Here is a 14,889-nt window from a genome sequence, read left to right as displayed (position 1 = left end):
TTTTTTGTTTAATTCGAATTCACTATGAACTCTTTCGAGATGTTGTAGTTGGACTCGAACTGGACACTTGTGCGCAATTCGTTGTACTGTAACGCAAAGTTAAAATGAATTTCTCCGTTCGACCAATTCGTCTTGTATTTGAGCGATTCAATTGCATCTTTTAATAATGAACGCTGCTGTATTTCCGTAAGTCCTTGCATCTTTACCTCGACTTGGTTATCTGTCTCCTCTGAATGTAGGTTTCTAATGCCGAACTTACAGATTTCATTGTTCCTAATCTGCAGAAAAATGGTCCCGGAAACCAACTGGGACATCTCCTGCTGTAATTTATTGAACACCAATTCGAGTTGGCGTTCCAATTGTAATCGATTTTTTGTAGGAGAATACGTAATCTCTTCTCTGAAATTAAGAGTCTTCTTTTCCTCCTCGTAGGCACGCTCAATCAGGAACTCTTTTATCAGTGTCTGATAACCCTTATTTCTCTGCTTAGCTAGAACACGGATGCGCTGGAGCAAATCTCCGTCGAGACGAATGGAAATCGTTGCGGATTTTCTCTTTGGCAAGTCGTGTTCATCTTCTTCAATAATGGAAGCTTCCAATAGTTCATCGCTCAAAGTGTGGTCTGACCAGAATTCCGCTGCTTCCGCATCACTCATATGTTCCGGAATGTGGTCTCTTGACGTGATTATTTTCATTGTTAACGATTCCTCCTTTTGTAAATTCTGGTCTCAGATTCGGTTGTATCTCGGGCGGTTATAACTCTTATTTTCCCCATTATTTTCTTTACATAAATTACGACCAATCGTCTTCCGTCTTCAGTTGAACCAATAACACCCATGTTGCCACTATGTGCTGAAAACTTTATATGCTGTGGGTCCATTAAAGCATCTTCCGCTTCAAACGGTTCAACATGATGACGAGCAATGTGTTGTATGTTTTCTTCATCCCATATGAATAATGACACTTAGTTTCTCCTATTGTATATTCTTTTGTATATACAATTGTAACACACTTTAACATGGATATAAATACCATAAAATAAAACGCAATTTACAATTTTTTAGAACCTACAGTGTATTAAGTCAACAAGACAAACGCACCACAAGCTGAGGAGACAGCGAAATGCGCTCGCGCGGCCGGTCCGGATGTGAGATTCGCTTCTCCAGCGCTTCGATTGCCCGGATCCCCAGCTCTTCTTTACCCAAGTCCACGGTGGTTAGTGGCGGGCTGGCGGAACCGGCGGAGCGGATATTATCGAATCCGGCGACTTTGCATTGCGCAGGGATGTCGATCCCTTTTGCAACCAATAGGGCTTGAAGCTCCATCGCAATATGATCGTTCGCGCCAATGAATCCGTGAGGCCAATCCTGCGGTTCTAACCGGTCCAACATGCTGGAGAGAACCTGTAACCAATCTGTCTCACTATAGGGTATAGACCATTTCCGCAGTGATATTTTGGCGCCACTCGTGCCTGTCAACGCTTCAATCCCCATTTTGCAACCCCACCAACGTTCCCGAAAACTTACCGAAAAATGGTCCTGACCTACAAAAATTAATTTCTCACAACCCGACTCGGCCATATGGGTCAGAAGCAGGTGAGCCGCTTCCAGATTGTTATTCACGACCGCGTCCAGATCAGCAAATCGTTCATCATGATCAATTAAAACAACCGGCAGCTTCGTTTGCACATAAGCATGGATGGTGGTCAGGGGGAATGAACCGATGGACAAGCCGCCGAGGCATGTAGACGTGTCCAGGTAAGGGGGCAGCACGACCAGGCGTCCTTGATAATCATAAGGTGACAAGATAATGTGCTCCCAGTTTCGCTCGTCACATCCTGCAACAATGCCTGACAGTACCCTCTGCCAAAATTCGGTTTCACCGCGCTCACGATAAGGAATCCAGATGATGACATAAGGACTGGTTGCGGCGTCGGATGCTATACCGGTCTGAGGCGCCTCTCGGTCATAAACCTGCCGACGTTGCTTATACCCCATGGATTTGGCGGTCTCCAACACCTGCCGGCGGGTGGCTTCGCTAATGCCTTCTTTGCCGCTCAACGCTTGAGAGACGGTGTATTTGGACACGCCCAGTCGGTCGGCGATCTGTTGGATCGTTATTTTGTGCGCAGACATATCTGAATCCCCTTTAAATTTCAAAAATATTTCTTGACACCGCCGCATCCAACGGTTAAATTTCGTTTGTTCATAACCTAACTTTAACCTAATAAACCTAACAAAATCAATAGTATGAGGTGAATGCATTGTCCACAGCAGCTGTAATTGTATTCTATGATGATTCTTTTCCATTCGAAGGCGTGCGCCCATCCGCTCAAACCTGGTCCCATGCGAATCAAGTGCAAGTTGTCGACGCACACGGACTTTCCAAAGCATTATCAGCACTAAACGGCAACGGCACTTGCATCAACCTGCACGGACCCTATTTCCCAAAAGAAGCCTGGTCCGCCATCATCGGACATCTGCGCCTAGGAGGCGGATTGGTGCATACCGGCGGGGCGCCGTTCCAAATTCCTGTGGTTCATAGAGACGGAGTCTGGTTGGCTGAACAGCCTCAAACGGCTTACCATCAGGAGATCGGCATTCACGAAGCGCTGAAAGTGAAGGCGCCAAGCGATGTTACACTGCGTTCATCAGCGGAAATTGCCGTACTAGCAGGCAGCGAAGCGTTGTTCGAAGTGAAAGACACCTACGGATTTGCGCTTCATGTAACCCATGCATCGGATATGCCGCATGAGAACGGCTCCGGGGGGCCGATGGATGCGAGAATCTATCCGTTATTGACGGCAGTCACAGAGAGCGGACGCGAGCTTGCGGCGCCGGTCGTCTTATTGGAATATGTGAAAGGCATATATGCCGGAGCGAGATGGATTTTCATTAATCAAACGTTGAGTCAGGCGTTCTGGCAGGGCGACGGAGCGGATGTATTATTGAAATTGGCCGCATTCACGACCGCAGGTGTGACGGAGTTCTGGCTTAAACCGAATTACGCATGCTACGAAGTGGGTGAAACGCCTGTCCTTACCCTTCAATACCAAGGGTTGAACCAAGCCAATACGAATACCGAATGGCATGTGGATCTGTCTGTGTATCTGGAAACCGCAACGGATGAAGCGCGTCAGACGCTTTTCACCGAATCCTTCGACATCAAGAGCGCGGCGGTAACCGGATATACGCGCAAGACGTTGCCGTTCCAAGCACAAGCGGGATATTACACCGTGGAAGCCAGTCTGGAATCCTCGGATGGGGAACAACGTCTGTTGAAGCAAGGCTTCTGGGGCCGGGATGAGGCTCTGTTGACCGAAGGCGCGATGCTGACGGCCGGCCGGGATTATTTCTATAAAGACGGCAAGCCGATGCCGGTGGTGGGCATGACCTACATGACATCGGATGTGGCAAGGAAGTTTTTCCACCTGCCTAACGTATCCGTTTGGGACAGAGATATGGCTCAGATGGCGGGCGCCGGCATCAATCTGATCCGAACCGGAATCTGGACGGCGCTGCGTACAATGGGATTTGTGGACGGGCATGTCAGCGAAGATATTTTGCGGGCGATCGACGCTTTCGTGCTGAGCTCGAAGCGGCATGGTCTTGAACTGACCTTCAATTTCTTCGCGTTCACCCCGGAGCTGTGGGAAGGTGTGAATCCTTATCTGGATCCGCGCAGTGTGGAGGCGCAGAAGCGCTTTATCTCCGCCATCGTATCGCGTCATCAGCATACCGCTAACCTGCATTGGGATCTGATCAACGAACCGACGATGTTCGATCCGAAGCGTCTGTGGTCGCCGCGTCCGCTCCGCGACGCCTTCGAAGTGAGAGCATTCCGCGAATGGCTGAAGGAACGCCATGAATCCATTACTGCTCTGCAAGCCAAGTGGAATATGACGCCGGAGCAGCTGCCTTCATTCGATGCCATTATTCCGCCTATGCCTGAGGAAATTCCTTTCGGCACGACGGAAATACTGGTGAAGCGCGGAGGGCCGTGGCTGGATTTCGTGCTGTTCTCGATGGACATGCACAATCGCTGGGCTTCCGAATTGCGTGAAGCGATTCATGCCATACAACCGAAGCAGATGGTTACGGTCGGACAGGATGAAGGGCTCGGCGCGCATCGTCCGTCGCCGTTATTCTATGAAGAAGCGGTCGACTATACAACGGTGCATTCCTGGTGGTTGATGGACCAGTTGGTATGGGACGGCATCTTCTCCAAGGCGCCGAACAAACCTTCGCTCATTCAGGAGACAGGGATTATGTACGTGGAAACGCCGGACGGGCGCGCGAAGCGTTCCGAAGAAGAGCTGCGCAACATTCTGGAGCGGAAATACGCTTACGCATTCTCTACGGGCGGTGCCGGCGCGGTGCAGTGGATCTGGAATATCAATTACTATATGGATAATATCAATGAATCTCATATCGGGGCTTTGAGAGCGGACGGGACGGAGAAACCGGAAGCGGATGTATCGTATGACTTTGGATCGTTCATGGGCGAGATCGGGTATTTATTCGAAGATCGTCAGTTGGAGGAAACCGTTGTAGTTTTCCCTTACAGCAACGATTTCTCTAACCGGGCGTTCGCCGGGGATGCCACGGCCAAGCTTACGCGCGCATTGGCTCACCGGATGAATGTTCCGTTACGCGCTCTGAGCGAGTATCACTTGGAGGCGTTGGCTGAGCAGGATCATCCGAAGCTGATCATTCTGCCTTCCGCGCATAACTTATCCGGCGAAGCTCTTAACACTTTGATCTCGCATGTAAGCTCCCACGGAGGAGTTCTGTTGATCACAGGGCCTATTTCAATGGATGAGTACTGGCACTCTAGCGATCGAGTGGAGAATTGGGTTGGCGCAACCCGTCTGGCCAATGTTCGGCGTGAAGAGGCGCTGCAAGCGGCAGGGAAGCTGCTTCCGGTATCATTCGGAGGCGATGGGATCGCGAAGTTGACTACAGAATGGCCGGTGGATGCTGTTACGGGTGAAGCCAAGTACGGCGCCGCTGTTCTGCAGGAACGGGTAATCGGCAAGGGGAAACTCATGTGGTGTCCGTTACCGCTGGAATTAAACGAAAGTTATGAAACGCTCGAAACCGTCTATCGCCATGCCTTGAAGGAGGCGAATGTCGCTCAGGAGCTGGAATGGATCTCCGGCGGCGACCTGCCTGGGGTTTACGGCAGGAAGCTGGCGTTCAGAGAAGGATCCCTCTATATCTTCGTCTCCGAGTATGGCATGGATTGCCGCGTGAACGTGAAAGATCCGGTGACCGGAAGAAGCTACGGCTTCGAGCTCGAAGCGGAGCGGACGGTCATGTTCGCGGCGGACGCGGCAGGGGAACTGGTGGCGGTGTACCGGCCGCAACAGGTAGAAATTCTGACGGATACGAAGGAGCTTGCTTAACGGGGGCTGCCCAAAATCTAATGTAACTATGTTCGGTACCGTGCATATCAGTTGATTTATTCCATTGTAACTTGGATGCTGGGGAGATTGGTGAGTGAGCTCTATGTGCTGGGTAATTAAATAATATGATTTTTAAGTTTTCTCTAACGCACTCCAGTAACCTTATGGATCCGATTTAGGGCACTTTTCCACACTAACGAACTCCAGACACGCTATTTAACTAAAAGCACCCTTGCAATCATCTATTTTGACACTTTAGCGTTGCTGGAGTTCCTTAGAATCGAGAATGTGTTCTTATTTAACCTTTAGCGTCTCTGGAGTTCCTTAGATCAAATGAAACAACAAAAAGCCGACTTGCAATAAGCAAGCCGGCTTTTTGTGAGTGCGCCCAGCATGGGCGCTATCTCTAGGGTTCAAGTCCCGAATGGTGAAGGCAGTAGTAGCCATAGCTTAAGGCAAGGGTGTCGACCGTGAGGTCGAATCTGAAGGAAGCCGGCGGCAAATCTCCGGTCTGAGGAACACGAACTTCATATAAGGCTAGCGTGCGTTGGATGAGACTGCTTAACAAGTCAAAGCCCATACTGCCGAAGGCGCATGAAAGTAAATGAAGCAGATAAATGGAGAGGAAGATAGCGTTCTTACCTGGGGAGGTCTGAACGGTACGCGGAGCAACCTCCGTAACCTTGTTTGTGAAAGCAAGCTGAACGTACAGAAGTCAGCAGAAGCCATAGTACGTTACGTGTTGCAACACGAGCGGAAGGGCTGAACATGAAATAGGATTTGTACATCAAGGCGTTCTACGAAAGCGATGAAAGCAGAAAATCCATAAGGACCTGACTGAGGAAGGAAGCGGTGAATCCCGTGTGGGGCCTCGGCAGGGCAGAGTTTATCCCGGGCACAAGAGGAAGGTACCAATCACGCAAGGAGTTGTAGAAATGCTGAAGCAATTGCTGTCACGAGAAAATCTTCTTGGCGCTTTAAAGCGTGTGGAAGCAAATAAAGGAAGCCACGGCGTGGATGGAATGAGCGTAAGAACCTTACGCGAACACATGAAACAAAACTGGCAGAAGATACGCGAAGCTATAGAAGAAGGTACCTATGAACCGAGCCCCGTGCGACGGGTCGAAATCCCGAAACCGTATGGCGGAGGCTTTCGGAAGCTAGGCATACCTACCGTGACAGACCGAGTAATCCAGCAAGCCATCGCCCAAGTACTAAACCCCGTTTTCGATCCACAGTTCTCCGAACATAGTCATGGCTTCCGTCCCGGACGGAGAGGCCATGACGCAGTAAGGAAAGCGAAAACATTCATGAAAGAAGGATATCGCTTCGTTGTCGATTTGGATTTAGAGAAGTTCTTTGACCGAGTCAACCATGACAGGCTCATGATGAAGATTGCGGAGAAAGTAAGGGACAAGAAAGTGCTTTTACTCATCCGTAAATACTTGCAGTCGGGCGTAATGGAGAACGGGTTAGTTAAGCCGACTTCGGAGGGAGCCCCGCAAGGGGGTCCCCTAAGTCCATTGCTATCTAACATCGTACTGGACGAATTAGACAAGGAACTTGAAAAACGTGGACTTAGGTTCGTTCGCTACGCGGATGACTGTAACATCTACGTGAAAACCAAGAGAGCAGGCGAACGAGTCAAGGCATCTGTCACCAAATTCATCGAGACAAAACTAAAGCTAAAGGTAAACCAAGCCAAGAGCGCGGTAGACCGGCCATGGAAGCGAAAGTTTCTTGGATTTAGCTTCAGCTTGAATCAAGACCCAAAGGTGAGGGTTGCGAAGCAATCCTTGCAGAAAGCGGAGACTAAGATTCGAGCGATCACGTCCCGAAAGAAGTCGATGAAAATGGAAGAGCGAATTAAGGAACTAAACCAATACCTCATAGGATGGTGTGGGTACTTCTCGCTTGCGGATACACCAAGTATCTTTCAAAAGATGGATTCATGGATTAGAAGAAGGTTACGAATGTGCCTTTGGAAACAATGGAAGAATCCAAAAACCAAAGTGAAAAGGCTTATATCCTTGGGTATGCCCAGAGATAAAGCCTATGAATGGGGGAATACCCGTAAAGGGTATTGGCGTATTGCAAAGAGTCCAATCTTACACCGCGCACTGGGTAACCAATATTGGGAATCCTGCGGCTTAAAGAGTCTAACGGACAGATACAACTCACTGCGGAATATGTCATGAACCGCCGTATACCGAACGGTATGTACGGTGGTGTGAGAGGTCGGGAGTTAATCACTCCCTCCTACTCGATTGATCATCGGAAAGTATATGTTTACGTCCCGAGAGTCCTCGTCATATGCCATCCTATCCTACCCAAATATTAAACTGCGCTCCCGCTGCGTCAACGGTCGTCCGGTGACGTCGACGACGATTTTGCCCCCGGCTAAACCGAGAATGCGTGTTGCATAGCGTTGCGCCACTTCGGCGTTATGCATCGTGCAGATGACCGTGGCTTTATCCCGCTTGCAGACATAACGGAAATCTTGCATGACGCGCTCCGCGCCTGAAGGATCGATCCCCGAGATGGGCTCATCCGCGTAGATCACTTTGGCCCGTTGCACAAAACCCCTCGCTAACGCGATCCGCTGCCGTTCGCCGCCGCTCAGCTTCTCCGCGGGCGATGCCGCTTTGTCAAGCAAACCGACGTTCTCCAAATAATCCATCGCGTTCGCATATTCTTCTGTGGAAACACGACCTGTGATCAGCCTCCAGAACGGCGTGTAGAATAATCGGCCTCTTAACACGTTCTTTAACGCGCTTTTTCTGGGCTGAATATCCGCCTTTTCCTCCAGATACGCCCAATGTTTGGACAGCTTAAGCCGCTCCAGCCAACTCGAATTTGTTATATCATTGCCTTCATATATGTATTGACCGTCATCCCAGCGTTCACGCAGGGCCAGGCATTTCAGGAACGTTGTCTTTCCGCTGCCGCTGGCGCCGAGAACGGCCACCAATTCACCTTCGTTAATCTCCATACTGATCCTATTTAAAATAAGTTGGCTATCAATCGACTTCGTCAAATTACGGATAATCATAATAAGTAGCTCCCTTTCCGCTGCAGAATACGCTTACTTTGATTATAACACGGGAAAGGACAAGCTTCACACCGGTTTCCTCCCGCAAAAAAAAGCGGCCGAAGCCGCTTCATCACAATTTAATCTATTCACTGCTTTTCATGCAAAAGTCCCAGCGCCTCGCCCATCTTAACCTTATCTCCGACTTGCAGGTCCGTTCGCGGGTCAAAGGTTCCGTCTTCTGTAAGAAGCACGACGGTGGAGCCGAATTGAAAGTAAGCCAGCTCTTGACCGCGTTCGAATTCTTGAAGTCCGGGATCGGCGTATTTGATGCTGCTGACATTCATGGCGCCGACTTTCACGACAGCGACTTCACCGCGGTTATGACGAATATAGGAGATTAAGCGTTCGTTCCGGCTAAGCACACGTTTCATATGCCTTAATCCGAACTCGTTAACAGGGTATACTTTACCGGGAATATGCTCGGTTTCCACCATTTCCCCGGCTACCGGCGTGTGTATGCGATGATAATCCGTCGGGCTCAGGTACAGGACATAATAGAATCCGTGCTTGTAACTTTCCGAGCGGGGAGAGAAATGCAATAGTTCTTCAAGGGTGTAATCCTGTCCTTTAACATTCAGCAGGGACCCGTTGTCTATAACGCCCATACCTGTAATGCGGGCATCGACAGGACTGATCAGCGCCGCTGTATCTTCGGCCAACGGACGAAGTCCGGGCTTGAGGCGGCGGGTGAAGAAATCGTTCAGTGAAGCATATTCATAAAGGGCCTTCTCCGCGTCTTCGATACGGATGCCGTACATTTGGGCGAACTTCGGAATAAGCTTGCGGCTGGCGCGGGACTGCGCGAAACCGCCGGTCAGCTTAGAAATAAATTTGCGTGATGATAGTTCGGTTAACAGACGCATTGCGGATTTCATCATGTTTATCGTTCACCTGTTCCTTGTCCTACTCAGTGTATCTGTGTATCAGACTATATTGACATAATTCATAGGACAAATCAATGACCAGGTAACTTACAACAGGAAACACGGACCGCCATTCCGAGCAAAATAGGTGTTGAAAACGGACAAGATTGCGTGTATTGTTGTTAACAACTGAATAGGAAATACGGGAGCTTGATGAAGTCAGGCTGAGAGTGCGTCCTCGTGACGCAGACCGTTAATCTGAACTGGATAATGCCAGCGGAGAGAATTTCACGATGCGCCTGTAGTTGCGCATATTCTTAGAGCCGACTGTGTTTATCCGCGGGTCTTTTTTTTATTTCCTGATTTTGGTTAGTAGAGAAGGGGAGATGGATGCGTTGGGTATGAGAAAAATAGGGATTTTGCTGCTGACGGGAACGATACTTTTGGCAGGTTGCGGAGCGGGCACGGACGGAAACAAGGCTGAGAATGCCAAGGGGGAGAAACAGACTAAGCCGGCGGAGCTGAAGGAAGTGAAGGTTGTCCTGGATTGGACGCCTAACACGAATCATACGGGTCTCTACGTCGCAAGGGATCAAGGATACTACAAGGCACAGGGCCTTGATGTGGAGATCATTCAACCCGGTCAAAGCGGAGCGGACCAGATGGTGGCTACCGGCAGCGCGGATTTCGGCGTTTCCTATCAGGAGGGCGTTACCCTGGCGCGCTTGCAGAATGTGCCGCTCGTATCCTTGGCGGCTGTTATTCAACATAATACGTCCGGCTTTGCTGCGCCGGTTGCCAAGGGTGTGAAATCCCCGAAGGATTTCGAAGGGAAGACCTACGGCGGCTTTGGATCCCCGGCGGAAGAGGCGATGCTGGATTCCCTGATGCAGGCGGACGGCGCCGATGTGAAGAAGGTGAAGATCGTTCAGGCGGGGGACGCGGACTTCTTTACGATGACGAAGCGGGATGTGGATTTTGCCTGGATCTACTACGCTTGGACCGGGGTTGAGGCGGAACTTCGCAAGGAACCGATTGATATGGTTTATTTGAATGAATTTTCAGAGAAACTGGATTACTATACGCCGGTCATCGTGACGAATGAAGAACATGTCAATAACAATGCTGAGTTAGTGAAGAAATTTATGGCGGCCACGGCCAAAGGGTATCAGTATGCGATTGATGAGCCGGAACAAGCGGCCGAGCTGTTGATTAAAGCGGAGCCTGATCTGGATCCGGAGCTCGTTCGCGCTTCGCAGAAATGGCTGAGTCCGAAGTATCAGGACGACGCCAAGCGTTGGGGCGAGCAGAAGCTGAGCGTGTGGGAAGGCTACGCGGCATGGATGCAGGAATACAAACTGATTGACAAGCCGTTGGAAGCGGAGAAGGCGTTTACGAACGACTTTTTGCCGGAATAAGGATGAAGGGAGAGGGCAGCACATGGCAACTACATTATTAAGTGTACAAATTATACCGTCCGTTAAAGGAAATGAAGATGTGATTCCATACGTGGACCGGGCCATTGAAGTTATACAAAAGTCCGGCGTCAAGCATCAGGTGAATGCGCTAAACACCACGTTGGAAGGGGAATTGCCGCACCTTCTGGAGATCGTAAAGGACATGAACGATGCGATGATTCAGGCCGGATGTCCGCGGGTCATGACCCAAATGACGTTATACCATAACCCGGAAGGCGCGTCGATGGATCAACTGACCGAAAAGTACAGATAAATGAAACGTGTTCGGATTCACGCTGTGGGCATGGCCGCGGCCGGGATCCTCGGACTGCTGGCGCTGTGGCAAGCCGCGACGGTCGTGTTCGGGATCGAAGCCTGGCTGCTGCCAAGTCCGTGGCAGATCGGTACGGAAGCATGGGCGTCCCGGGAGCGGGTAGGAGAACATGCCGCGGCGACTGCTGTGCTTGCTGTAGGCGGATTCGCATTGAGTGCGGCGCTGGGCGTACTGTTCGCATTCGTCTTACATCTGTTGCCATGGTTACGGCGGTTGGCTGAACCTTTGCTGATTCTCTCGCAGAGTGTGCCGACGATTGCGCTGGCGCCGCTGCTTATTCTGTGGCTGGGCTTCGGGGTTATGCCAAAGCTGGTGTTGATCGTGCTTGTGTGCTTCTTTCCGGTGTTGATCGCCGCGTTGGGAGGCTTTCGGCACGCGGACCGCGACATGGTGCGCTATATGCGGATGATCGGCGCCTCCCGGCGGCAGATCTTCATGAAGCTGGAGCTGCCGGGCGCCTTGCCGCACCTGTTCTCGGGCTTGAAGATCGGCGCGACCTACAGCGTCATGGGAGCGGTCATCGCGGAATGGCTGGGCGCCGAGAAGGGGATCGGCGTCTACATGACGCTCGCGTCGGCCTCCTTCCGGGCCGACCGTGTGTTTGTGGCGATCGGCGTTATCGCCGCGCTTAGTTTGGTGTTGTTCGCGGCCATGGGCGCGCTGGAACGTTGGGTCACCCCGTGGAACGCGGGGGCCGGAGAGGAGGAAGAGAAATGAGCAGCAAGCTTGCGTTGTGCGATATTTCTCTGACGTTCGCCGGCGGCGGTGCGGGACCGCGGGAGCGGCGGGGTGTGCAGGCAGGTGTCCCCGTGTTGGACGGGGTCAACCTGCGGGTTGGTGACGGAGAGTTCGTCTCCGTCATCGGGCCTTCGGGCAGCGGCAAGAGCACGCTGTTCCAAGTCATCGGCGGCGTGCTGACGCCGTCGGGCGGCCGGGTGCTGCTGGACGGCGCGGACGTCACCGGGCAGACGGGCCGCATCAGCTACATGCCGCAGAGCAACACGCTGCTGCCATGGCGCACGGTGCTTGGCAACCTCCTGCTGATAAGGGAGGTTGAAGGGACCGCGGACGCCGAGGCGCGCGCTGAGGCGATGGCGTGGCTGCGCCGCATCGGCTTGGACGGCTATGCGGACAGCTATCCGCATGTGTTGTCCGGCGGCATGCAGCAGCGGGTGGCGTTCTTGCGGGCGTTGCTTAGCCCCAAGGAACTGCTGTGCCTGGACGAACCGTTCGGGGCACTGGATGCGCTCACCCGGCAAGAGATGCAAGAGTGGCTCCTATCGGTGTGGGAAGAGGACCGGCGCTCGGTGCTGTTCGTCACCCATTCCATTGAAGAAGCTTTGCTGCTGTCGGACCGAATTTACATCTTATCGCCTAGGCCGGCAACGGTAATTCGCGAGATACAAGTGCCGTTCGGGAGACCGCGTAAAGAAGAAATTCGCCATGACGCGGCTTTCATCCAGTTGCGGCGTGAAATTTATGAGGGGCTGCGAAGCTAGTTGTTATTATGAAAATCAAGAAGGACGCCAATAGGCGTCTTTTTTCATGATAGAAAGTATATAAAATAGGAGTGATAACTAGGGTTTGTACTTCTTTAGGGGGGTATTGATACTTATTTGAACTTGAATGCTGGGTTATCCCGAACGCTCAGTGATGTGACCGAAGACTGAAATGCTGGGTTATCCCGAAGGCTCAGTGGTGTGATCAAAGACTAAAATGCTGGGTTATCCCGAAGGCTCAGTGGTGTGATCGAAGATTGAAATGCTGGGTTATCCCGAAGGCTCAGTGGTGTGATCGAAGAAGGCAATGGAGTGATATTTGGAAAATTAGTATTAATGTGTTTAGAGAAGGAAATATGTAATTGTAAAAAATGGTTGTCCGTGAGTCAGGCAATCTGTTCATGTAAGCACATCGGTTTGCGTGAAATGAGTTGTTTATAAGTAACAGCAGGTGTAACAATGAACAGCCGAAATAACCTCGATACGGCGCGGTTCGGTTTAAACGAATGATTGATACGATAGGAGACTTCATCCAGATACGATTGTAAATGCTTGTCACTTACTCCGTAGTAACGCTCGTTTATTCGAACAGGAACAGAATCACAGATTATATTTAACGTGTCACAAGCGTTCTCCTTTCTGAAACCATAATGAATAAAAGGAACTCGGACCGAAGGACTAACATGAGTCTGAATAAAGTTGGAATAATCCCAATAACTAAGTTCTTTGTTAGGATGATGTTTCGGTATAAAAACATGCTTCAGCTTGACATAGGAAACTTCACCATAGTTAAGAGAGGCCCCTCCAACAAATGGCTGCTCATTGCGCATCGTCTTAAAGCCTTTAATATGGAAATTGCACGGATTGTACGTAGCTGAAATTACTTCGACAAGTCCTGTGAGCAGCTGCTCTGCATCTCCTTGCTGAATGGCATGGCGAAGTTTGTGAAGGATTAACCAAGCCGTCTTATAAGTGACTCCAATGATGGTAGATAGTTGCACCGCGTTAATTGTAGCCAGTGGGTTAGCAATAAGAAATAAAGCTTGAAACCACTTATGAAGTAAAGTGCGGCTTCCTTGCATAATGGTCCCTACGAGAAGAGAAGCTTGATACTTGCAGTTGCGGCATTCATATAGAGGTAGCCGACGTGTGATAATGACATTGGCCTTAACGCACTCATCGGTATCCGTTGGGCCACTTGGCTGAGATCAGGATTGGCATACATGAAGCCTCATCATGATACTTACGTCTGAATTGATCGAAAGTTACTTCATGAATAGACATAATCCTCACTCTCTTTACGCAATGAAGGAACAAATGTTCTGTATATGTCATATAATACCAAACAAATGTTCTGATTACAAGAGTTTTTTGAAACTTTTTACCTGATTCTTAGGGATAACCCAGCATTGGAACTAATATAATGTTCACCTGATTCTTAGGGATAACCCAGCATCGGCGCTGAGATGCATTTAATACGTGGCAGTTGACCAAGCAACATGATCCAGCCTCGCGCGTAAACTCTTTAGACTCCAACAGAGCCAAACACGGTCGCCATCTATAGAGGCCTCGATAGAGTTTTTTTTTAAAGGCTATGTTAAAACTTACGTTTATGATAGGGGATACCCTCGCCATCTTCACAGTAGGATTTGAGACTATAAAGGAAAATTGCCCAGTTATAGTTACAGGAGCGATAAAATGGCGTTACTTCTTTCCAGTTCATATGACGCAAAGTAATATAAGACTTCCCGTTTTTCTCTTGAATATCAAAGGATATCATCGTACCAATCCATTCTGGATCTGAATCTATACAATGCCAGACGACTTTTTTATTAGGGATCAATTCCTCTATTCTCATCTTAGTTATGTCATTGCTGCCGAATCGAAATTCATTAATAAAGCCAATCTGATTACCAGTGATGAGTTCATTGGTCCATATTTCCGCCAGCCCCTCAGCGGTGGTTAACGTTTCATACACCTTCAATGCTGGGACATGTACGGTTTGCAAGTGCTCGATATTTGCCATGACTAACTCCTCTCGAACTGCAATAGTTTGTTTAATAAAAGTGATATTACCCCTATAATAGAACATTTGTTCTTTATTGTCAAATATTAACAATATCGTTTAACACTGCCTGATTATAAGATCATCGGTGGATATCCCATCGGCTCATCGAACATTTTTCCCTATACCATTGCCGCGGAGTGCATTATGATTATCTTATTGAAATTACT

At 49.8% G+C, this 14,889-nt stretch carries 14 protein-coding genes and 1 riboswitch; of the genes, 6 read left to right on the top strand and 8 right to left on the bottom strand.

What is annotated here, in order from left to right:
* Positions 1-8: 8 nt before the first annotated feature.
* The 3 genes from SY83_RS23280 to SY83_RS23035 all read right to left on the bottom strand — a co-directional run bounded on the left by SY83_RS23280 (position 9) and on the right by SY83_RS23035 (position 2,135).
* Positions 9-695, bottom strand: coding sequence for a CopG family antitoxin (locus SY83_RS23280; RefSeq protein WP_197479989.1), 687 nt, complete (start codon positions 693-695; stop codon positions 9-11).
* Between the two features lie 2 nt (positions 696-697).
* Positions 698-964, bottom strand: coding sequence for a BrnT family toxin (locus SY83_RS07285; RefSeq protein WP_068605570.1), 267 nt, complete (start codon positions 962-964; stop codon positions 698-700).
* Positions 965-1,082: 118 nt separating this feature from the next.
* Positions 1,083-2,135 (bottom strand): LacI family DNA-binding transcriptional regulator, encoded by a 1,053-nt coding sequence (locus SY83_RS23035; RefSeq protein ID WP_068605568.1) that lies wholly within the window; start codon positions 2,133-2,135, stop codon positions 1,083-1,085.
* 128 nt (positions 2,136-2,263) lie between these two features.
* Between SY83_RS23035 and SY83_RS07275 the strand changes: the two genes are divergently transcribed.
* Positions 2,264-5,407 (top strand): beta-galactosidase, encoded by a 3,144-nt coding sequence (locus tag SY83_RS07275; RefSeq protein WP_157279809.1) that lies wholly within the window; start codon positions 2,264-2,266, stop codon positions 5,405-5,407.
* 406 nt (positions 5,408-5,813) lie between these two features.
* Here the strand turns inward: SY83_RS07275 and SY83_RS23490 are convergent, their stop codons facing one another.
* Complete coding sequence (locus SY83_RS23490; protein WP_231891313.1) at positions 5,814-5,987, bottom strand: hypothetical protein; 174 nt, start codon at positions 5,985-5,987, stop codon at positions 5,814-5,816.
* A gap of 355 nt (positions 5,988-6,342) precedes the next feature.
* Here SY83_RS23490 and ltrA point away from each other — a divergent pair, with 355 nt between their 5' ends.
* Complete coding sequence (gene ltrA, locus SY83_RS07270; protein ID WP_068605564.1) at positions 6,343-7,605, top strand: group II intron reverse transcriptase/maturase; 1,263 nt, start codon at positions 6,343-6,345, stop codon at positions 7,603-7,605.
* A 128-nt stretch (positions 7,606-7,733) separates the two neighbouring features.
* Here the strand turns inward: ltrA and SY83_RS07265 are convergent, their stop codons facing one another.
* Both SY83_RS07265 and asd read right to left on the bottom strand, forming a co-directional pair.
* Positions 7,734-8,459 (bottom strand): ATP-binding cassette domain-containing protein, encoded by a 726-nt coding sequence (locus SY83_RS07265; protein ID WP_331709991.1) that lies wholly within the window; start codon positions 8,457-8,459, stop codon positions 7,734-7,736.
* A gap of 128 nt (positions 8,460-8,587) precedes the next feature.
* On the bottom strand, positions 8,588-9,379 hold the full coding sequence (asd, locus tag SY83_RS07260) for an archaetidylserine decarboxylase (RefSeq protein ID WP_068605560.1): 792 nt from the start codon (positions 9,377-9,379) through the stop codon (positions 8,588-8,590).
* 177 nt (positions 9,380-9,556) lie between these two features.
* Positions 9,557-9,666: riboswitch (TPP riboswitch) on the top strand.
* Positions 9,667-9,765: 99 nt separating this feature from the next.
* Here asd and SY83_RS07255 point away from each other — a divergent pair.
* Genes SY83_RS07255 through SY83_RS07240 form a run of 4 tightly spaced genes read left to right on the top strand, consistent with a single transcriptional unit; the run spans position 9,766 to position 12,654 of the window.
* A complete protein-coding gene (locus SY83_RS07255; protein WP_157279808.1) occupies positions 9,766-10,782 on the top strand; it encodes an ABC transporter substrate-binding protein in 1,017 nt (338 codons plus the stop codon).
* 22 nt (positions 10,783-10,804) lie between these two features.
* The gene (locus SY83_RS07250; protein WP_068605556.1) at positions 10,805-11,095 is read left to right on the top strand and encodes a thiamine-binding protein; all 291 of its coding nucleotides are present in this window, start codon (positions 10,805-10,807) and stop codon (positions 11,093-11,095) included.
* Between the two features lie 30 nt (positions 11,096-11,125).
* Positions 11,126-11,872, top strand: a complete 747-nt coding sequence (locus SY83_RS07245) for an ABC transporter permease (RefSeq protein ID WP_231891393.1) — start codon at positions 11,126-11,128, stop codon at positions 11,870-11,872.
* The gene (locus tag SY83_RS07240) at positions 11,869-12,654 is read left to right on the top strand and encodes an ABC transporter ATP-binding protein (protein WP_068605553.1); all 786 of its coding nucleotides are present in this window, start codon (positions 11,869-11,871) and stop codon (positions 12,652-12,654) included. The genes SY83_RS07245 and SY83_RS07240 overlap by 4 nt, the downstream gene beginning before the upstream one ends.
* 386 nt (positions 12,655-13,040) lie before the next feature.
* Here the strand turns inward: SY83_RS07240 and SY83_RS07235 are convergent, their stop codons facing one another.
* Together SY83_RS07235 and SY83_RS07230 are read right to left on the bottom strand one after the other, a co-directional pair.
* The gene (locus tag SY83_RS07235; RefSeq protein WP_068605551.1) at positions 13,041-13,736 is read right to left on the bottom strand and encodes a hypothetical protein; all 696 of its coding nucleotides are present in this window, start codon (positions 13,734-13,736) and stop codon (positions 13,041-13,043) included.
* 515 nt (positions 13,737-14,251) lie between these two features.
* Positions 14,252-14,680: an SRPBCC family protein gene (locus tag SY83_RS07230; protein ID WP_068605549.1), complete on the bottom strand. Its 429-nt coding sequence runs from the start codon at positions 14,678-14,680 to the stop codon at positions 14,252-14,254.
* Between the last annotated feature and the right edge of the window lie 209 nt (positions 14,681-14,889).

Source organism: Paenibacillus swuensis (assembly GCF_001644605.1).
Classification (GTDB): Bacteria; Bacillota; Bacilli; order Paenibacillales; family DY6; genus Paenibacillus_N; species Paenibacillus_N swuensis.
This window is presented reverse-complemented; position numbering and strand designations above follow the sequence as displayed.